The organism is Aequorivita iocasae, from assembly GCF_016757735.1.
In the GTDB taxonomy this organism is placed as follows: Bacteria; Bacteroidota; Bacteroidia; order Flavobacteriales; family Flavobacteriaceae; genus Aequorivita; species Aequorivita iocasae.
Window position 1 is genome coordinate 2377176 of sequence record NZ_CP068439.1, and the last position, 18442, is coordinate 2395617.

Sequence of the window (18442 nt, forward strand, 5' to 3'; positions counted from 1 at the left end):
AATATAACCACTTGCTTTTACATGGCAAACTTAGAAATCAATACAACCCAAAACGTAAACCTAGACTATAAAATAGTTAGTGTTGGGGAGCGCATCTTAGCCTTTTTAATAGACATCTTCCTTTTTTCTGTATACTTTTTTATTGTAGAATTGGCTACTGAAGCTATGAATATGGCTTTTAGTGATAATTGGACGGTTTTTGGTTTGCAACAATTGCTACTTTTGCCAGTAATGTTCTATTCGCTGTATATGCATACACTTTTCAACGGAAGGACAGTCGGCAAAATGGCTTTGAAAACACGAGTTGTAAAAGTAGATGGAAATCCCGCCCGCTGGAGCGATTACATGGTTTTGTGGATGCTGCGTTTGGTAGATATTTGGATCTTTTTGGGTTCCATTGGGTTGCTATCCATTATTTTTTCTGATAAAAGACAGCGTGTGGGAGACCACGCTGCGGGAACGGTCGTGATAAGTACAAAAAACAAAGTAAAAATAAGCCATACCATTTTAGAAGAAATAGCTGAAGATTACCAACCTAAGTTTTTAAACGTCACGAAGCTCACCGATAAAGACGCTAGACTTATAAAGGAAACGTATCTTATCGCACTAAAATCAAACGATTTCAAAACACTACATACACTTAGGAAGAAAGTGGAAAGTGTTTTGGAAACTTCTTCAGATTTATATGACAAACAATATATAGATACCGTTTTGCGCGATTATAATCATTATACACAGAACATGTGAACCTGATATTATTAATAGATATTTTGGGGACCATTGCGTTTGCCATTTCTGGAGTACTAACGGCACTCAACAAACGCTTGGACCCATTTGGAATTTTGATAATTGCCTTTGTAACTGCTGTTGGCGGTGGAACTTTGCGCGATGTTCTTATTGATGCAAACGTAGCTTGGATGCGTAACCTGACCTTTGTTTACGTTATTTTCTGCTCTACAATTTTTGCGGTAGTTTTCAGAAAAAGACTTGGTTACATTCGCAGATCACTGTTTTTGTTTGACACTATCGGTATCGCGCTATACACTATTGTAGGTGTGGAAAAAGGCATTGCCGCAGGTTTTCACCCTATAATTTGTGTTGCTTTGGGAACAATGACGGCCTGTTTTGGAGGAGTTTTGCGAGATATTCTTTGTAATGAAATCCCGATTATCTTCAGAAAGGAAATTTATGCCACGGCTTGTATTTTGGGTGCTTCGGCCTATTTTCTTTTACATTTTACCCCAATTTCTGAAGATTTTATAGTTATCATTTCTGGGTCAATTGTAATTATAGTTCGTTTGTTTGCCGTTTATTTCAATCTTTCGTTGCCGAGTATTTATAGGAAGGATGAGTTGGAAAATAGATAAATAATTATTCAATTTATAAAAAGTATAAAATTCCATTTAAAATTATTTGGAATTTGGAGCTTGAAATTTGGGGATTTCTCACTCAATCACCTTAGCACTAATATAAATATTGTTCAAAGGCCAATCCCCATCGTCCGCTTTCACCTTTGAAATTTCCTCTACCACGTCCATACCCTTGGTCACTTTCCCAAAGATGGTGTATTTTCCGTTCAAATGCGTTGTAGAGGATTTTGGCCCAAGGAAGATGAAAAATTCATACGGAGCTGTTCTGTTATCGGGGTTCTCGCGGTATTCCTTTGCGCCCGAAACCGTTCCGTATTCATGAATTCGGCCGGGAACGATTTCCGCGGGAAGCAAGTATTCCTTCCCTAGCTCTGCGCGTTTTTTCTGCGTTGAAACCAAATCACTATTGCCAGCTTGAATTATAAAATTTGGAACCACGCGATGAAAAAAGGTTTCGTCAAAATAGTGCTGCTTCACCAAATAGATAAAATTTGCACGGTGCAGCGGCGTGTCTTCGTAAAGTTCTAATTCAATATCGCCAAAACGGGTAGTTACCAAAACCTTTGTTTCGGGGTTTTCCTTTCCGTATTCGGTTAAAAACGAAACCACATTATCGTTCGTAATTTCAGGATAGTCTGTTTTTGCCGAATCAATTTTTATATTTTGCTCACTATCATTTTTATTTTCCTTTTGAACTTCAACATCAGTTTCGGACTGCTTTTTCTTATCTTCACAGCTTCCAAAGAACAGAACAATTCCCAGGCTATAAACAAACAACTTCTTCATAAATGGATTTTCGCGATTTTGAAAAACGGATTGTAAAAGTAACAAAAATGGAACTTCCAGGCGAAACGGTCCAATTTAAAATGGCGCCTATGGAGCGTTTGCAGGAACTGAAGCGCGTTGCCCGCGGAAAAAACACAGCAAAAAGGGCAGGGGTGATGTCTCTTTTTTATCCGTCGGAAGATTTTGAAACGCGGTTGATTTTAATTCTTCGGAAAACATATAAAGGCGTTCACTCAGCACAGGTTGGTTTTCCCGGCGGCAAACTTGAAGATAAAGATAATTCCATACAAGATGCGGCCTTACGTGAAACCGAAGAAGAAGTAGGCGTTTCGCGAAATACCATTTCGGTTTTAAAAGCGCTAACAGAAATCTATATACCGCCCAGTAATTTTTTTGTGCAGCCTTTTTTAGGAATAACCGCCCAATCCCCAAAATTTATTCCGCAGGAAGAAGAAGTGGAAGCACTGATAGAAGTAACCCTCCGCGACTTGATGGACGATTTGAATATAACCACACAAACCCTGTCCACCTCCTACGCCAAAAGCATCGAAGTGCCGGCGTTCAAACTAAACGGACATATAGTATGGGGAGCTACAGCTATGATGCTCAACGAAGTGCGCGAATTGCTTAAAAAGGTACTGTAATGGCTTATTTTAGTATATTTGTATTGCTTAGCCTGTGGTTGGGGGCTGTCATAAATTTCCAATCTATGGCTACTTTTATTACGCAAATTGAATACTGACCACTGATTATTAAAAAATGAGTCTCTTTAAAAAAAATCCTTTTGGGCATATACTTTTTTTAAAACTTTGGCTAATACGCATAGCAGGACTATTAACTCACCGAAGGTTCAAAGGTTTTAATGAGTTGAAAATTGAAGGAAGCGAGATTCTTAGAGAGCTTCCAGATAGAAATGTACTTTTTGTAAGCAATCATCAAACTTATTTCGCAGATGTTGCGGCCATGTTACATGTTTTTAATGCTAGCTTGCACGGCCGAGAGGATAGCATTAAAAATGTTGGCTACCTCTGGAACCCGAAACTGAATATCTATTTTGTTGCAGCAAAGGAAACCATGAAAGATGGTTTGTTGCCAAAGATTCTTGCCTATGCTGGTTCTGTAAGTATTGAACGCACTTGGCGTGAAAAAGGAAAAGAAGTAAACAAGCAGGTGAAGATGAGCGATGTAAGCAATATAACCAAAGCGCTTAACGATGGTTGGGTTATTACCTTTCCGCAGGGTACCACCAAACCATGGAAACCCATACGAAGAGGAACTGCACACATTATAAAGAAAAACAAACCTGTAGTAGTGCCCATTGTTATTGATGGTTTTAGAAGGTCTTTTGATAAGAAAGGACTTCGAATAAAGAAAAGAGGCATTCTTCAATCCATGGAAATTAAGCAACCGTTGGATATTGATTATGAAAATGAAACGATGGAGCAGATTGTGGAAAAGCTGGAATACGCCATTGAACAGCACCCTTCTTTTCTGAAAGTAATACCTTCTTCTGAAATACAAAGCGAAGAAGAACTTAACAAAGAACGGCAATGGCGGTATTAAAAAAAATAGCGGTTCTTAGCAGCAGTGTCTAGTGTGTTAATTTGAAAATTGAATTATTCCACTTCGCCTATAAATGAAACCTTTTTAAATTTCTATCTTCTTTAACTCTTTATAGTTTTTGTGCAATTTTCTCAAAAGGATTCCGTAGACAATCCTATAAAATAAAAGTATAAAGCCAATCATCACAATTCCGAAAAGTATTTGAATAACAAAGAACATTTTCATAAACCTTTGTTGTGAAATATTTGTGATACCGTAATCTTCGGTCATAAACTGGAATACAATATCTTGATTGAAATAGTAATAAAAATTAATTCCTATAATAAGCAAAATAGACCCTGTAACATTGTAAATCACAAAATACTTGACGGTTTTTCGTGTGCGCAGAATATTTTTCATCAAGTCTTTTATGGAATCTGTTGTTGAAATCTTACGGTAGTTTAAGTAAAAAAGAACTATAAAAAATCCAAACACCGTATAGTTAAGCACGTTTACACCCACCAAAACATTGTGAAGACCGATATCATCGCTAAACTTGGTACTGGATTCGGGTACCATAAAGGAAAGAAGAGTCCAAAATAGAATTTCGGCAATGCTTATGTAGAATATCCATTTCACTATTGAAGAGGATTTCTTCAACAACATTTTATAAATATCCTCATAGGAAAGTTTCGGAAGTTCATGCTCCCTGCTTTGCCATTGTTTTTTTAATAGTTCCAGTTCATCCATTGTGGGTTACGGATTTAAAATGGTTCGTAATTTTTCTTTTATCCTGTTCATTTTAACGCGTGCATTTACTTCAGTTATCCCTAAGGTTTCGGAAATCTCCCTATAGTTTTTGTCTTCCAAATAGAGAAAAACCAATGCTTTGTCAATATCGTTCAGATCCTTCACGGCACTGTACATAAGCTTCAATTGTTGTTCGGTTGTATCATCATAAGGTTCTGAGGTAATTTTAAAACTAATCCCTTCAAAATCCTGTGTTTTTATGTTGCGTTTTGATTTTCTGTAAAGCGTTATTGCGGTATTTAGAGCCACGCGGTACATCCAAGTACTAAATTTTGAATCGCCCCTAAATTTTGGGTATGCGCGCCAAAGCTGAATGGTTATTTCCTGAAACAGATCGTTATGAGCGTCACTGTCGTTGGTGTATAACCTACAGATTTTGTGTACAATGTTCTGATTCTCCTCTAGTTGGGTCACAAAACTATGTTCCAGTTCTTTGTTCAATGGTAGTTTGTTAGCTTTAGATTAGTATTTATGCAAAGAGGTTTGTTACAAAAATCATAAAAATTAAACGAACTCGCTCTACAATGCCTAAATTTAGGGTATAAAATCAACAGATGAATATTCCCGAAACCGATGTGCCCCGAATAGTCGTAATAGGCGGCGGATTTGCGGGTATTTCCTTCATAAAAAAACTTCAAAAAGAAAAAATACAGATTGTACTTTTTGATAGGCACAACTACCATACTTTTCAACCGTTGCTATACCAAGTTTCCACGGCAGGTTTGGAACCAGATTCTATAGCATATCCACTTCGGAAGATTTTTAGGGAAAACGCCGATTTTCACTTTAGAATGGCTGAGGTTGAGAATATAGACACTGAAAAAAATACAATCCACACTTCTATTGGCAGCTTGCAATATGATTATCTTGTTATTGCCACGGGCACCCGCACCAATTTCTTCGGAAATGAGAATATCGCAGCAAACAGTATGCCCATGAAAACAGTACCTCAAGCCCTAAACATTCGCAGCTTGATGCTTCAGAATATTGAAAAAGCAGATATAACTACTGATGAAAGGGAAAGAAAGCGCCTGCTGAATTTTGTGATTGCAGGCGCAGGGCCTACTGGCGTAGAGCTTGCGGGAGCTTTGGCTGAATTTAGAAAAGGAATTCTTGAAAACGATTATCCCGAGCTGGAAGAAGAAGAAATGAAGGTCCATCTAATTGAAGGATTGGACCGGGTACTACCGCCAATGAGTGAACAAGCTTCGGAAAAGGCACAAAAATTTCTGGAAAAACTTGGGGTTCAGATTCATTTGAAAACTTTTATAAGCGATTATGACGGTAAAACGGTTACCACAAAAGATGGAAAAAAATTTGAAACCGCAACGTTTATTTGGGCTGCCGGAGTTACCGGAGCACCTATAAAAGGAATAAATGGCGATGCTTTAATAGAAAAAGCCAATCGATATAAAGTGGATGAATTCAATAAAATAAATGGTTTTGAAAATATTTATGCACTGGGCGACATCGCACTAATGGAAACCGAGGAATACCCCAAAGGACATCCACAGGTTGCACAACCTGCAATTCAACAAGGAAAACAACTGGGGAAAAATTTCAGAAAAATGCTAAGAGATGAACAAATGGAGCCTTTTGAATATTTTGATAAAGGTACCATGGCCACAGTAGGTAGAAATAAAGCAGTAGTAGATTTGGGCAAGCTGCACTTTGGTGGTGCTATTGCCTGGTTTTTATGGATGTTTGTTCACCTATGGTTTTTGGTGGGTTTTAGAAATAGGGTAGTAACGTTTTTTAATTGGACATATAGTTATATTAACTATGACCGTGCTGCGCGGCTGATTATCCGTCCATTTAAAAAAAATTAATTGTTATTTGTTGTTGAGTTATTTTAAAAATGCAACCTGTGGCTTATTGAACCTTTACCGCGATAGGTCCACCATTTGAAACCCAACCACCACCAATTTCATCAATGTTAACATCCAACTCATCGGAAGTTTCAATCTTTTTGAGATTTACTTTTACTTCATCATAAGTGTCAACACTTTTAAGGTTTACGTTTAGTTCGTCATAAGTGTTAATATCAACCAAACGTACGTCCATTACCTCCGTAAAAGTTTTATTTGGTAGAGTTTCGGTCTCATTTGCGTGAGCGGATGGAATAAATTCAAAGTCTCTCATCACATTTATGGTAAGGCAAACAGCGATGATTGTTAAAATGATTTTTGTGTAGTTGTCTGTTTTCATAATTGTAAATTTTATAGTCTTGTAGTATTATAATTTTTCATAGGTGACCAATGCAATCTCCTCACTTTTACCGCGTAGCTTTTCTTTCCCCATTTCTTTTTTGGTAACGCCTTTAGGTAATTTATAGGCAATATCGGCAAATGGTTTTGAAGCCAAAATTTCTACGTCCAGTTCTTTGCACATGGCCTGAATACGTGAAGTAGTGTTTAACACATCTCCAGAAAATGCAATGTCACGTTTTATCTGCCCAATTTCACCAACCATTACCGTGCCGTAGTGAAGACCGACTTTGAATTCGGGAACGACACCGTATTTTTTTAAATATTTTGGGGCTTTATATTTAATTATTTTTTTCATGCTATAGTAGCATTGTATAGTATTTCCGCGTTTTAGGCCCCATTTCATTTTCCAGGACACAACCACTTCGTCACCCACGTATTGATAAACTTCACCATGAGTTTGTACTATGGCAGGGGCAATATGCCTAAAAAAATCTTTCAAAAAATTAAAGTATTTCTCTTCACCCAAATTTTCGGCGATTCCTGTAGCATTTTTAATATCGGCAAACATGAAAATACGCCTTTCGTGCTTTGGGCGAAAATATCTTCCTATTAAATAATCCGGAAAAACCCCCGGTCCATACTTATCATTCACCATTAAAACAATAAGCGTTACCAAAACGATGAAAAGCCAAATGATATAATTCTTAATGAAAAGCCAAGTGCCAAAAAAAGAAACTGTTTGCTGAAGCACTTCCGAAGTATAAAAAGGAACTCCCAAGTCTTCACTTGTTATATACAATGCTCCAATGGCACCTACCAAAAAAGCGGTGACGGTGTAAGCGATTATTAAATAAAGAAGGGCTTTCCAAAAAACCACACGCCTAAGCCAGCGCTCCATTAAATTTACGGTTACAATGCCACCTATGAGACCAGCTGAAATAGCAACAATTAGGTTTGCCATTACTGCTGAATAAAAATCGTAGCTCGAACTCAATACACCGTTGCTCTTTAGGGTGATAAATTCATAAAAAAACATGACACTTGAAATGATGACCCAAGCTATTAATATCCAAAAGGCGCGTCGGGCATAAAACCACAATTGTCGTGTGGTGTATCTCTCAAAATTTGGTTTTATTGCCATTAGCAGTTTTTGTATTTATCATGAAGACCAACGCCATTTTTTATCATAGGAATGCACTTTTCCAATCTACTCTTTTGGGTAGCTTCACGCTTTGCTTGCCCAATATATTCAGCATATTCGCGCTGTTTACCGGGAGTGAGTTTTTGAAAATGATTTTTCAATGAAGCATCTTTGTTGAAAGCATCTTCAAGTAAAGAGGGGATTGAAATACTTTTTTTTCTCACGGGTTTCAATTCCTTTCCAGCTTTGCAGTTGGCAATGGCTTCTTCTATATATTCCAAAACAATTTCTGGTTCAATTTTATCATTCTCTTCAAAGCGCCATTGGCGCAATGCTTTGGTAACACCTTCTTGCGCATTGATAAGTTTTTGGTGTTTGTCTTTCAAAAAAACACCCTGGTGAAACCAGAGGGCCAGATGATTTTTGAAATCGGCCATTCCCACTACCATTTTTCCGTCTAAAGTGTAGGTGGGTTTCCCCCATTTTATTTCTTCCTTTAATTCGGTTTGCAATATAATTTCGCGGAGTTTCTGCAGCTCTTGCTTCCACTTGGTTTGATTTTTAAAGAAGGCATCCACTTTTGTTGAATCGTCCATTTCTATTTCTTTTCTTCCGAAGATACAATTTTCCCTTTCTTCTTTCCTAAAAAAGCTTTGTTGAATTTTTCAGTAAAAACCGTAAGACCCCAAAAAAAATAGATGATTGTATTTAGAAAAATTGGCTTGTTAAAAATAATTGTTGATAAATAAAATATATTTATTGTTTATCAATAAATAATTATCTATTTTCGCAAAGTAATTTTAAAATCAACCAAAAATGAAAACAAATATTATAATGAAAGTGATGAATATTATATTCTGGATAATATTCATTGGTTTATGCATAAAAACAGGAGCTTTGCTCGTCTCTCTTTTTGTGACCCTTTTTATAAATTCAAATGGTGCAGCGGATACTTATATGGGGCTGGATTTGCTAAATGTTTACAATTTTAACGTGGAATATTATCTTGGCATAGCCAGTTTTTTGATAGCGTTGTCGGCTTTGAAAACTTATCTTGCTTATTTAGTGATAAAACTTTTTATGAAATTTGATATAAATTATCCCTTTAACCAAAAAACAGCCTCGGCAATAATAAATATGAGCTATTACGCGCTCAGTATTGGCGTAGTTGCTATAATAGCTGAAAACTACGGCAGTCGTATTATGAAACAAGGGTTAATTTTACAAATTGATTGGGGGGCAGAACCGTTTTTGTTTTTTGCGGGTGTCATTTACATCATCGCATTGGTCTTTAAAAGAGGAGTAGAAATACAAAACGAAAATGAACTAACAATCTAATTATGCCAATAGTTGTAAACTTGGACGTAATGATGGCCAAGCGAAAAATGTCATTAAACGAACTTTCTGAAAAAGTTGGGCTCACGCTTTCTAACCTTTCCATCTTAAAAACCGGAAAAGCAAAGGCGGTACGCTTTAGCACTCTGGAAGCTATTTGCGAAGTTTTGGAATGTCAGCCTGGAGATATTTTAGAATTTGTGGAATGATCTTAAATAAATACTTCTAAAAAAAATGTAAAGCTCAAAATTACAGTTGAGCATTTCATTTTTACAGTTCAGCATTTTAATTTCTGAAAAGAGTAGCCAATATTTCATCTTTGAACTGAAAATAAAACCAACCATTTTATGAAGATTTCAGTTATCACTTTTTTACTAGTTATTTTTCCAAGCTTTCTATTGGCGCAAACCACCATTTCAGGAACGGTTATGGACAATAAGGGAGTTCCAGTTTTTGGAGCCAATGTTTATTTGGAAGGCACTTACGATGGAAGTACTTCAGATGAAAGCGGAAAATTTTCATTTGAAACTTCCGAAACCGGAACACAAACCTTGACTATTTCTTATGTTTCTTTTGAGCCCACAAAAATCATTGATGATGTTTCAACGATGAAGCACCTCAAAATAACGCTTCGCGAAGACGTTAATTCACTGGAAACTGTAACTATTTCCGCCGGATCTTTTTCCGCAGGTGATAACAGCAAAATCTCCGTTTTAAAACCTTTGGACATTGTTACAACCGCAAGTGCTTTGGGCGATTTTGTGGGGGCGCTACAAACCCTTCCCGGAACCACGACTGTCGCTGAGGACGGTCGCCTCTTTGTACGCGGGGGTGATGCTGGTGAAACCCAGATTTTTATCGACGGCATTCGTGTGTTTACGCCCTATTCACCTACTGCAAACAATGTTCCTACACGCGGGCGTTTCAGTCCTTTTCTGTTTGATGGAATTACCTTTTCCACGGGCGGTTATTCTGCCGAATATGGGCAGGCACTGTCTTCCGTTTTATTATTAAATACAATTGATGAACCTTCGCAAGAAAAGACTGATATCGCCATTATGAGCGTAGGTGGTGGTCTTGGCCATACTGAAAAGTGGGAAAAGAGCTCGTTGAGTGTTAATGCTTCTTATATAAATTTAGGACCCTACATAGCAATTTTGCCAGACAGGAATGATTGGCAAAAACCTTTTGAAACAGCTTCGGGAGAAGCGGTTTTTCGGCAAAAGATAGGCGATGGTCTCTTAAAAATTTATGGAGCTTTTGATACTTCGGATTTTGAACTTACCCAAGAAGACATAAACCAGCCCGAAGGAACACGCTTTAAGCTAAACAACCAAAACTTTTACACCAACGCAAGTTACAGTGAAATGCTAAATAAAGGTTGGACCATTTTTGGTGGTGGAAGTTACACTTACGGAAAAACTAAAGTTGGAATTGATGAAGCAAATATAAAAGATACTGAGAATTCAGCACATCTTAAACTGAAGTTGAAAAAACGTTTTAGCAATCGGTTTAAATTAAATTTTGGAGTTGAACAATTTTTGACCGACTTCAATGAAGATTATGACGACCCCAATGTTGATGCAAAGTTAGGTTTCAACAATAATATTTCCGCAGCATTTACAGAGGCCGATATTATTTTTTCACGGAAACTTGCCTTAAAACTGGGCGTTCGTGGGGAGTACAGTGAATTATTTAAAGAGTTTACGGTTTCACCCAGAATTTCTTTTGCGTACAAAACTGGAAAGAGCAGCCAGCTTTCTTTGGCCTATGGCGATTTCTTTCAGCAACCGGATAGTGAAGTGCTCAAATTCACAAACAATCTGGAAGCCCAGCATACCCAACATTATATTATGAACTATCAATACTCAGCCAATAATAGGATTTTTCGTGCTGAAGTCTATAGAAAGCAATACACCAATCTTGTAACTTATAATGATGAATTTCCAGACATAAATACAACATTTAAAAACAATGGCGATGGCTTTGCGCAAGGACTTGATTTGTTTTGGCGCGACAATGAAACACTTAAAAATATAGATTACTGGGTAAGCTATTCCTACTTGGATACCCAACGGAAATATAAGAATTATCCTTTTGAGGCCACTCCGAGTTTTGCAAATACGCACAACCTTTCCGTGGTTGCGAAATACTGGATAAATGATTGGAAAAGCCAGATAGGTTTCAGCTATCAATACGGTAGCGGCAGAACTTACACCGATTTGAACGAGCCTGGATTTCTTCAGAAAAAAACCAAGGGATATAACAGTTTAAGTTTGAATTGGGCGTATTTAATTTCACAACAAAAAATTCTCTATGCTTCAATAAACAATGTTTTTGCTTTTAAAAACGTGAATGGGTATCAATATGCCAAAACTCCCGATATAAATGGAAACTTTGCCCGCCGAGAGTTACTTCCCGCTGCAGATCAGTTCTTTTTTGTGGGCTTTTTCTGGACCATTAGCGATGACGGCAAGGACAACCAGCTAGATAATCTATAGTAATCACAATTCATCTGTAAAATTCAACAGTTCAGAATTTCAATTTTTAAAAGCTAAGTTTTTTAGGGGAAATTTGAACAACAATTAATACTAACTAAAAAATTAGAAACCATGCAAAACGTAGTCACTTATTTAATGATTTTTTTCACGGCCCTCATTATGCAGGGGCAAACAGATTCTGCAGTAAATGCAGCTGCCCACCCAACCAAATACCAACAGGGAATGCGTAAAGCCTTTCAGCTTTGGCAGGAGAACAAATCGTGGGAAGCCGCAAATGTTTTTGAAAGAATCGCGGCAGCAGAACCTGATAACTGGTTGCCTCCTTACTATGTAGCTCAAATTAATGTAATCAATAGCTTCACTGAAAAAGACGCAACCAAGCTGAAAGCGCAATTGGATAAAGCACAGGATTTCATTAACGATGCGACTGCAATTTCAAAAGAGAATCCAGACTTACTGGTTTTACAGGCACAATTATATACGGCTTGGATTGTTTTTGACGGTCAACAATACGGAATGACCTACTCCCCAAAAGCTTCAGAACTATACAGTAAGGCTTTGGCGCTCGCGCCTAACAATCCACGTATAATTTTGGCAAAAGCCGAATGGGATATGGGCGGTGCAAAATATTTTGGGCAATCCATTGAGCCCTATTGTAAAGACATTCAGCGGGCCATTGAACTTTTTGCTACCTTTAAACCAGCAGGTGAATTTTACCCAACATACGGCGAAGAACGCGCAAAGCAGATACAAGCAGAAAGCTGTAAATAAAAAATTTGCTGCAAATTCACGAGTGTTTTTTTAAATCATTCGTGAATTCGTAGCTAACAAATAATTATTTCAATGCGTATTTTAAAGGATTTTGGTAAGGCTTTTTTTGTAGGAACCCTAGTTTTTATTATTCTGGGTTTGATACAGTATGCCAACGGATATCAGTATGATAATGGAAGGGATATTCTTATCACTTTTCTATATAATCAGCTGTATGCCGTGATTCTTTATATGGTGAATGCGTATTATTTTGATTTTTTGTTAAAGGTCTTTCCTAATGAAGTCTTTAAGCTGAAGAACCTTTTAAAAGGACTTTTCGGGGGAATTCTTGTTACTCTTTTGGCACTTTTCCTAATAAGGATCATAACGGAAGTGCTTATAGATGGAAGGGGCTTTTCAGAGTTTATTGCTTCCGAAAAGATGCAGTATTACTACATTTCATTTGTAATATCTGTAGTGGTCACGACCATTTTTTATGTGGCCTATTACTACAGAAATAAGCAGCAAACTATTGTAAAGGAACAGAAAATAATTGCCGGTACGGCTTCGGCAAAATTTGATGCCCTTAAAAACCAACTGGATCCGCATTTTCTTTTCAATAGTTTAAATGTACTCACCAGTTTAATTGAAGAAAATCCCGAAGCCGCTACACGTTTTACTACTTCGCTTTCCAAAGTGTATCGCTATGTTTTGGAACAAAAAAATAAAGAGTTGGTTACGCTGGAAGAGGAACTGAGGTTTGCGGAACTTTATATGTCGCTACTGGCGGTACGTTTTGAGGACAGTATTGTTTTTACTTCACCTTCAAAATTGGAAAACCCGCAGGCCAAGGTAGTTCCGTTATCGCTTCAACTTTTGTTGGAAAACGCAGTTAAGCACAACCAGGTTATGCCTTCGAAAAAACTTTATATAACTATTTCAGAAGAAAACGGCAATTTGGTTGTCACCAATAACAGTCAGCCAAAACAGGTTTTAAAAGAGAGTACGGGCGTTGGGTTGCGCAACATTCGCGACAGGTATGCACTCTTGACGAAACGCCCTGTAATTATTAACGAAAGCGAAAAAAAGTTCAGCATTGCAATACCCATTTTGGGTGAAAATCTTCAAATTATGAACACACCGGATGCTTATATTTCAGAAAAAAAGTACAAACTCGCTAAAAAACGGGTGGAAAAACTAAAAGGGTTTTACATTCACTTAACGCTATATATTTTAATGGCTCCGGTATTTATTTACTTAAATTATATTTCCCGGGCGGGCTTTCCGTGGGCGCTTTTCCCGATAGTTGGTTGGGGCATTGGGGTTATGGGCCACGCTGCGGAAACTTTTAATTACAACCCGTTTTTTGGCAAGGATTGGGAAGCGCGTAAAATTCGTGAGCTAATGGATAAGGATGAATAAACGACAGTCCATCCCCCTAAAGCTACAGTTGGGAGATCGTATTTTTTTGAAGCCTTTAATCTTTGATACCTTTATACTATAATTAAAAACTACAATTATGGAAACCGAAAATAACAAAGACAACAAATATTTTAAAGCCAAACAACGGGTGGCAGAGATCAAGAAATTCTACACCAGTTTGATGTTTTATGTAGTATTCATTTGCGCTTTGGCAGGACTGAATTACTATACCAATGAATTAAGGTATCCATGGTTTTTGTGGGCAGCATTCGGTTGGGGAATCGGGATCTTTTTTCAGGCCATTAAAACATTTAGATGGGCGCCATTTATTGGCAAGGACTGGGAAGAAAAAAAGATGAAACAGTTTATGGAAGAGGAGGAACAAAAATCTAAAAATAATTGGAACTAATGTATTCTGAAAATTTAAAATGGAGAAAGGCCCGTAGAAGGGTAGATGCGCTAAAAGGATTCTACAAACATCTGTTGGTTTATATACTTGTAAATGTTGCCCTGTTTATTATAAGGGGAAGGGTTTTGGAATTTTTTCAAATTGAATCGAACGATAAAAATTTTGTTGAGTGGATTGATTGGAATATTTTGATAGTTCCACTGTTTTGGGGCATCGGGCTACTCTTTCACGCGGCTAAGGTTTTTCAATATAAATTCAAGTTCCTAAAAAACTGGGAAGACAGACAACTAAAAAAATTTCTTAAAGAAGAATAAAAATCACTACAATGGACACCAAGAAAAGTTTGGCCTACCTGCGGGCAAAGAAAAAAGTGGAAACCCTAAAGGGATTTTACAGTCACTTGGCGGTGTATATAATTGTTAACATAGCGATTATCCTTGTTTCGGCCAATGTTTTTAATGCTAAGGAAATAAACTTTGCACATTGGAGCAATTACGTTACCGCTATTTTTTGGGGCATCGGTTTGGTGTCTCACGCCCTGTACGTGTTCTTTGTTATGAATGTGAACAATAATTTTCTAAAACGCTGGGAAGAGAAAAAAATAAAGCAATTTTTGGAGCAAGACCTTTAGAAATCTACAACTTGAAACCAGAAACCAACCCTATGAACGTACTGATCATCGAAGACGAAAAACCCTCTGCTCGTTACCTGCAGCGGATGCTCGAAAAGCAAAAGGTAAACGTAAACCAAATGCTGCATAGCGTGGAAGAAGCTGTGGTGTGGTTTCAAAACAATGAACATCCCGATTTGATATTTCTCGATATTCAATTGAGCGACGGACTTTCCTTTGAAATTTTTGATACGGTGGAAGTAAACAGTGCAATAATTTTCACCACGGCTTTTGATGAATATGCCTTGCAGGCATTCAAACTGAATAGTATTGACTATCTATTGAAACCAATTGACGAAGCCGAGCTTCAGGCTGCCGTTAAAAAGTATAAATCCTTTAAACCTAGCCCCGCAAACGTACAGCTCAATTTTGAGGATATTAAAAAACTGCTCGTAAATCCTGTGGAGCGCGAGTATAAAAAGCGATTTACCACAAAAATAGGGCAGCACATAAAAATGATTTCTGTTGATGAAATAGAATGTTTTTATTCTGAAAACAAAGGTACATACGCACACACCGTAGATGGCCGCGATTATCTATTGGAAACTACTTTGGAACAACTGGAGCAGGAACTTTCTCCGGCAACGTTTTTTAGAATAAGCCGGAAGTTTTACATAAATATCAATTCAATAAAAGATATAATTGCGTACACAAATTCCCGGCTTCAATTAAAGCTTAATAGTTTTAAGGGACAGGAAGTGATTGTAGCCCGCGAGCGTGTTAAGGATTTCAAGCTTTGGTTGGAGTAGCTAATCTTTTCTTTTTAAAGTTTCAATTCTATTTTCCTGAAAGGAAGACGGTAAAAGCTTCGGAATAAATTTCACCAAAAGCGGCAAAAGAACCGTTCCGCCGGGCAATAGAAATATTGTAAGCGATGGGATGGTTTTACAAATATCCAATAATTGTTCTTTCACTTTCGATTTTTCTTCAACAGAAAGATCGCGGAGGGTGGACTGCCCAAGCAGCACCATCAATTCGCCACTTTCCTCCAGTTCGCGTGCCAAACGGTCTTTGTTGCGGATAATCAACAATTTTACAGTTGAAGCAGATTGTTTGTAAAACTGCTTCACTGGGTGCGAATATTCAAAGAGTAGGATTTTTTCTGTATAATTTTTTGAAAAAGTATTTAGCGCCAGCAGACTTTTTTGAAGTTCGGTTTCAGGATAATCAAGTGTAACCAAAAGCTGCTGTAAAAATTGATGTTCTATTTCATCCATCTTTAAATCCTCCCACACGGTAAGGCAGCAAAGGTCAAGCAGATATTTTTTCTCCAATGAATTTTTGCTATTCTTCAAATAATTTAGGCTTTCCAAAAAAGTGGCCGCGCCGCCTTCAGTATCATCAATTATATATTGTGAAGAAGTTTCAAATAGTTCGATTAACAGTTTGTCGTACTTTGTTTTTTTCTTTTTGGATTTCAAAGTATAAAAACAGCCAGTTAACACAAAGGCTTCCAGTTGTTTGTAATATTTTTTTGCAGAATTTGGCTCTGAAAGCCATTGCTTGTATGCCAAAACGTCTAAATAGAGAAGGGCATAGGTAAGTAATGAAACGGTATTCTTTTTAAGAAGAGTATTTGCTTCCTGCAAACGCGTAGAAAGTATATGTTCCAAATTATTGACTGGACTTTGATTGAGTGAAAATTTGTGAAAAAAACCAGTTTTCTTCTTTTCCAGATCTTTGTAGAATAACAAAATACTAGCCACAGCTTCCTTATTATCTACGGTTTTATTTTCTTTATAAAATTGAAACAGCAAAGCGTGGAAGAGGTTTATTTTTGTAAGTTCTTCCTTGGTAAGTTTTAATTTACCGTACGATTTTTTAGGTAGAGCAGCAACCGAAATTCCATATATAAAACCGGTTTGCTTTAAAGCGTCATAAAATTCATGTTCATCATTATAAGGTGCCACGAGATCGTTCGTATCAAAAAGATTTAGAAATTTTAAGATCCAATCTGGTGCGGAGGGGTTCATCGTGTAAATAATTGACTATTTTCGGGCAGTCAAAATTAGTGTTTTTTTACGTTAACAAAAGATTAACGCTCTTATAAAAACCATGCTGTTACATTTAAACGTAAGTATAAGCGAACAAGTAAAAATAAATAATATAAACCAACAAAAAAGATGAAAAAATCAAAAATTTTTGCAGTAATCGGTGGAATAGGCGTAGCCGTACTATCGATATTTTTAATATCCGCAGATCACATTGACGCTCCAGCAGTAGCAGGAACCAATGCGGATATAACAGACTTTTATGCCTTTCAGGGTGAAAATAGCGGAAACCTTGTTTTTGCTACAAACGTTCAAGGGCTCTTGGCTCCAGGGCAACCCACGGAGCAGGCTGAGTTTGACGAGTCAGTTTTAATTGAAATTAATATTGACAATAACAACGATCTTAAGGAAGATTTAGTTATTCAAGCTATTAGACGTGGTGACTCCATGTATTTCTTTGGACCAACCGCACCAGCAACGCAAGGTTTGCAAAGTACAATTGCAACTTCAACCCGCAGAAGCGTAAAAATTTCTACCAAGGATGATGTCCAAACAGCTGAAATAGATGGTATGAAGTTTTTTGCGGGACCCCGCGAAGATCCTTTCTACTTTGATTTCAATCAATACAATGAAATTTTAGCGGGTACAGCAACCAGTTTTGACAATCCGGGTACCGACACCTTTGCAGGCTCAAACGTATTGAGCGTTGTAGTGGAAGTTCCAAAATCCATGCTTCCAGGAGGCGTAGCGGGTGTAAATCCATTTGCACCCAACACACCTATATATAATGTGTGGGTTGAAGCTAAAAGAAAACAATAAAAATTGCTAACCTTAAAAATTTAAAAAAGATGAAAACATTAAAATATATAACCCTTTTTGCTGCAATTTCAACATCACTTTTATTTGTGCAGTGTAAAGATGACGACGATAACGTAATAATACAGGAAACCTGTACCGACGGAATCATGAACGGTGAGGAAACAGATGTAGATTGCGGTGGGCCTGACTGCACACCTTGTGGGCAAGTACTTGACTTCAGCGGAACCTATATGCAGGAAGACCAAATGGGTCGCCCCGGTATTAACACGGTTTTTGGAACAGATGGTTTTAAAGACACCTTTAATGTAACCGTACCTTCAGAAATGCAAGCTGCATTTCAGGATAAATTTGAAACTAAATTATTGGGTTTAAATCCTGGATATACTGAAAACGCATTAGGTCTTGACGCCACTACTTTTACAACAGTACTTTCCAATGATGTATTGTGGGTAGCAAAAACAGGTATCACAACATACTTTAACGGTACCGAAATATTGACCGGTAGAACCTTGAGCGATGATGTGATAGATGTATCATTACTATTGATCTTTGGCGGTCCTGATGGCTCTGAGAATCCAGGCTTGACCAGCGATGGTGTGCCATCAAACGATGTTGCTTTTTCAAGTAGCTTCCCATATTTGGCTGGACCATTTTAATAGACCTAATTTAAAATCAGAAAAGAGAAC

23 protein-coding genes are annotated in these 18442 nt (G+C 37.4%); 16 read left to right on the plus strand and 7 right to left on the minus strand.

Going from position 1 to position 18442, the window contains the following annotated elements; genetic code table 11:
- The first annotated feature begins 21 nt into the window (after positions 1–21).
- Positions 22–747: an RDD family protein gene (locus JK629_RS10990; protein ID WP_202335666.1), complete on the plus strand. Its 726-nt coding sequence runs from the start codon at positions 22–24 to the stop codon at positions 745–747.
- Positions 744–1367 carry a trimeric intracellular cation channel family protein gene (locus JK629_RS10995; protein WP_202335667.1) on the plus strand — a complete coding sequence of 208 codons (624 nt, stop codon included), beginning with the start codon at positions 744–746 and terminating at the stop codon, positions 1365–1367. Before JK629_RS10990 ends, JK629_RS10995 begins: the two co-directional genes overlap by 4 nt.
- Positions 1368–1445: 78 nt before the next feature.
- On the opposite strand, the gene JK629_RS11000 is transcribed toward JK629_RS10995, so the two are convergent.
- Positions 1446–2156: a peptidylprolyl isomerase gene (locus JK629_RS11000; protein WP_202335668.1), complete on the minus strand. Its 711-nt coding sequence runs from the start codon at positions 2154–2156 to the stop codon at positions 1446–1448.
- Between the two features lie 2 nt (positions 2157–2158).
- Here JK629_RS11000 and JK629_RS11005 point away from each other — a divergent pair, with 2 nt between their 5' ends.
- Together JK629_RS11005 and JK629_RS11010 are read left to right on the plus strand one after the other, a co-directional pair.
- Positions 2159–2800, plus strand: coding sequence for an NUDIX hydrolase (locus tag JK629_RS11005; RefSeq protein WP_202335669.1), 642 nt, complete (start codon positions 2159–2161; stop codon positions 2798–2800).
- 115 nt (positions 2801–2915) lie between these two features.
- Positions 2916–3719: a lysophospholipid acyltransferase family protein gene (locus JK629_RS11010; protein ID WP_202335670.1), complete on the plus strand. Its 804-nt coding sequence runs from the start codon at positions 2916–2918 to the stop codon at positions 3717–3719.
- Positions 3720–3803: 84 nt separating this feature from the next.
- Here the strand turns inward: JK629_RS11010 and JK629_RS11015 are convergent, their stop codons facing one another.
- Positions 3804–4448 (minus strand): hypothetical protein, encoded by a 645-nt coding sequence (locus tag JK629_RS11015; protein WP_202335671.1) that lies wholly within the window; start codon positions 4446–4448, stop codon positions 3804–3806.
- A gap of 6 nt (positions 4449–4454) precedes the next feature.
- Positions 4455–4949 (minus strand): RNA polymerase sigma factor, encoded by a 495-nt coding sequence (locus JK629_RS11020; RefSeq protein ID WP_202335672.1) that lies wholly within the window; start codon positions 4947–4949, stop codon positions 4455–4457.
- Positions 4950–5062: 113 nt separating this feature from the next.
- On the opposite strand from JK629_RS11020, the gene JK629_RS11025 reads away from it, so the two are divergent.
- The gene (locus JK629_RS11025) at positions 5063–6337 is read left to right on the plus strand and encodes an NAD(P)/FAD-dependent oxidoreductase (protein WP_202335673.1); all 1275 of its coding nucleotides are present in this window, start codon (positions 5063–5065) and stop codon (positions 6335–6337) included.
- 43 nt (positions 6338–6380) lie between these two features.
- On the opposite strand, the gene JK629_RS11030 is transcribed toward JK629_RS11025, so the two are convergent.
- Genes JK629_RS11030 through JK629_RS11040 form a run of 3 tightly spaced genes read right to left on the minus strand, consistent with a single transcriptional unit; the run spans position 6381 to position 8455 of the window.
- A complete protein-coding gene (locus JK629_RS11030) occupies positions 6381–6716 on the minus strand; it encodes a hypothetical protein (RefSeq protein WP_202335674.1) in 336 nt (111 codons plus the stop codon).
- Between the two features lie 27 nt (positions 6717–6743).
- The gene (locus JK629_RS11035; RefSeq protein ID WP_202335675.1) at positions 6744–7859 is read right to left on the minus strand and encodes an adenylate/guanylate cyclase domain-containing protein; all 1116 of its coding nucleotides are present in this window, start codon (positions 7857–7859) and stop codon (positions 6744–6746) included.
- Complete coding sequence (locus JK629_RS11040) at positions 7859–8455, minus strand: YdeI/OmpD-associated family protein (protein WP_202335676.1); 597 nt, start codon at positions 8453–8455, stop codon at positions 7859–7861. The genes JK629_RS11035 and JK629_RS11040 overlap by 1 nt, the downstream gene beginning before the upstream one ends.
- Positions 8456–8675: 220 nt before the next feature.
- Here JK629_RS11040 and JK629_RS11045 point away from each other — a divergent pair, with 220 nt between their 5' ends.
- The 9 genes from JK629_RS11045 to JK629_RS11085 all read left to right on the plus strand — a co-directional run bounded on the left by JK629_RS11045 (position 8676) and on the right by JK629_RS11085 (position 15695).
- Positions 8676–9197: a DUF2975 domain-containing protein gene (locus tag JK629_RS11045; protein ID WP_202335677.1), complete on the plus strand. Its 522-nt coding sequence runs from the start codon at positions 8676–8678 to the stop codon at positions 9195–9197.
- Positions 9198–9199: 2 nt separating this feature from the next.
- Entirely contained in the window at positions 9200–9403 is a 204-nt protein-coding gene (locus tag JK629_RS11050) for a helix-turn-helix domain-containing protein (protein ID WP_202335678.1), read from the plus strand.
- Positions 9404–9541: 138 nt separating this feature from the next.
- Positions 9542–11695, plus strand: coding sequence for a TonB-dependent receptor (locus JK629_RS11055; RefSeq protein WP_202335679.1), 2154 nt, complete (start codon positions 9542–9544; stop codon positions 11693–11695).
- Positions 11696–11806: 111 nt separating this feature from the next.
- Positions 11807–12466, plus strand: coding sequence for a hypothetical protein (locus JK629_RS11060; protein ID WP_202335680.1), 660 nt, complete (start codon positions 11807–11809; stop codon positions 12464–12466).
- Positions 12467–12538: 72 nt separating this feature from the next.
- Positions 12539–13867, plus strand: a complete 1329-nt coding sequence (locus tag JK629_RS11065) for a 2TM domain-containing protein (protein ID WP_202335681.1) — start codon at positions 12539–12541, stop codon at positions 13865–13867.
- Between the two features lie 97 nt (positions 13868–13964).
- On the plus strand, positions 13965–14276 hold the full coding sequence (locus JK629_RS11070; protein WP_202335682.1) for a 2TM domain-containing protein: 312 nt from the start codon (positions 13965–13967) through the stop codon (positions 14274–14276).
- Positions 14276–14590 (plus strand): 2TM domain-containing protein, encoded by a 315-nt coding sequence (locus JK629_RS11075; RefSeq protein WP_202335683.1) that lies wholly within the window; start codon positions 14276–14278, stop codon positions 14588–14590. The genes JK629_RS11070 and JK629_RS11075 overlap by 1 nt, the downstream gene beginning before the upstream one ends.
- 11 nt (positions 14591–14601) lie before the next feature.
- Complete coding sequence (locus tag JK629_RS11080) at positions 14602–14907, plus strand: 2TM domain-containing protein (RefSeq protein WP_202335684.1); 306 nt, start codon at positions 14602–14604, stop codon at positions 14905–14907.
- A 32-nt stretch (positions 14908–14939) separates the two neighbouring features.
- Positions 14940–15695, plus strand: a complete 756-nt coding sequence (locus JK629_RS11085) for a LytR/AlgR family response regulator transcription factor (protein ID WP_202335685.1) — start codon at positions 14940–14942, stop codon at positions 15693–15695.
- Here the strand turns inward: JK629_RS11085 and JK629_RS11090 are convergent, their stop codons facing one another.
- Positions 15696–16919 (minus strand): LETM1-related biofilm-associated protein, encoded by a 1224-nt coding sequence (locus JK629_RS11090; RefSeq protein WP_202335686.1) that lies wholly within the window; start codon positions 16917–16919, stop codon positions 15696–15698.
- A 150-nt stretch (positions 16920–17069) separates the two neighbouring features.
- Between JK629_RS11090 and JK629_RS11095 the strand changes: the two genes are divergently transcribed.
- A complete protein-coding gene (locus JK629_RS11095; protein ID WP_202335687.1) occupies positions 17070–17756 on the plus strand; it encodes a DUF4331 family protein in 687 nt (228 codons plus the stop codon).
- Between the two features lie 29 nt (positions 17757–17785).
- Entirely contained in the window at positions 17786–18412 is a 627-nt protein-coding gene (locus JK629_RS11100; RefSeq protein ID WP_225626013.1) for a DUF4331 family protein, read from the plus strand.
- Positions 18413–18442 lie beyond the last annotated feature (30 nt).

Excerpts from the sequence above, each read along its gene's own strand:
- JK629_RS10990 (WP_202335666.1), top strand. The coding sequence starts at position 22 with ATGGCAAACTTAGAAATCAATACAACCCAAAACGTAAACCTAGACTAT.
- JK629_RS11000 (WP_202335668.1), bottom strand. The coding sequence starts at position 2,156 with ATGAAGAAGTTGTTTGTTTATAGCCTGGGAATTGTTCTGTTCTTTGGA.
- JK629_RS11005 (WP_202335669.1), top strand. The coding sequence starts at position 2,159 with ATGGATTTTCGCGATTTTGAAAAACGGATTGTAAAAGTAACAAAAATG.
- JK629_RS11010 (WP_202335670.1), top strand. The coding sequence starts at position 2,916 with ATGAGTCTCTTTAAAAAAAATCCTTTTGGGCATATACTTTTTTTAAAA.
- JK629_RS11015 (WP_202335671.1), bottom strand. The coding sequence starts at position 4,448 with ATGGATGAACTGGAACTATTAAAAAAACAATGGCAAAGCAGGGAGCAT.
- JK629_RS11025 (WP_202335673.1), top strand. The coding sequence starts at position 5,063 with ATGAATATTCCCGAAACCGATGTGCCCCGAATAGTCGTAATAGGCGGC.
- JK629_RS11030 (WP_202335674.1), bottom strand. The coding sequence starts at position 6,716 with ATGAAAACAGACAACTACACAAAAATCATTTTAACAATCATCGCTGTT.
- JK629_RS11035 (WP_202335675.1), bottom strand. The coding sequence starts at position 7,859 with ATGGCAATAAAACCAAATTTTGAGAGATACACCACACGACAATTGTGG.
- JK629_RS11040 (WP_202335676.1), bottom strand. The coding sequence starts at position 8,455 with ATGGACGATTCAACAAAAGTGGATGCCTTCTTTAAAAATCAAACCAAG.
- JK629_RS11045 (WP_202335677.1), top strand. The coding sequence starts at position 8,676 with ATGAAAACAAATATTATAATGAAAGTGATGAATATTATATTCTGGATA.
- JK629_RS11050 (WP_202335678.1), top strand. The coding sequence starts at position 9,200 with ATGCCAATAGTTGTAAACTTGGACGTAATGATGGCCAAGCGAAAAATG.
- JK629_RS11055 (WP_202335679.1), top strand. The coding sequence starts at position 9,542 with ATGAAGATTTCAGTTATCACTTTTTTACTAGTTATTTTTCCAAGCTTT.
- JK629_RS11060 (WP_202335680.1), top strand. The coding sequence starts at position 11,807 with ATGCAAAACGTAGTCACTTATTTAATGATTTTTTTCACGGCCCTCATT.
- JK629_RS11065 (WP_202335681.1), top strand. The coding sequence starts at position 12,539 with ATGCGTATTTTAAAGGATTTTGGTAAGGCTTTTTTTGTAGGAACCCTA.
- JK629_RS11070 (WP_202335682.1), top strand. The coding sequence starts at position 13,965 with ATGGAAACCGAAAATAACAAAGACAACAAATATTTTAAAGCCAAACAA.
- JK629_RS11075 (WP_202335683.1), top strand. The coding sequence starts at position 14,276 with ATGTATTCTGAAAATTTAAAATGGAGAAAGGCCCGTAGAAGGGTAGAT.
- JK629_RS11080 (WP_202335684.1), top strand. The coding sequence starts at position 14,602 with ATGGACACCAAGAAAAGTTTGGCCTACCTGCGGGCAAAGAAAAAAGTG.
- JK629_RS11085 (WP_202335685.1), top strand. The coding sequence starts at position 14,940 with ATGAACGTACTGATCATCGAAGACGAAAAACCCTCTGCTCGTTACCTG.
- JK629_RS11090 (WP_202335686.1), bottom strand. The coding sequence starts at position 16,919 with ATGAACCCCTCCGCACCAGATTGGATCTTAAAATTTCTAAATCTTTTT.
- JK629_RS11095 (WP_202335687.1), top strand. The coding sequence starts at position 17,070 with ATGAAAAAATCAAAAATTTTTGCAGTAATCGGTGGAATAGGCGTAGCC.
- JK629_RS11100 (WP_225626013.1), top strand. The coding sequence starts at position 17,786 with ATGAAAACATTAAAATATATAACCCTTTTTGCTGCAATTTCAACATCA.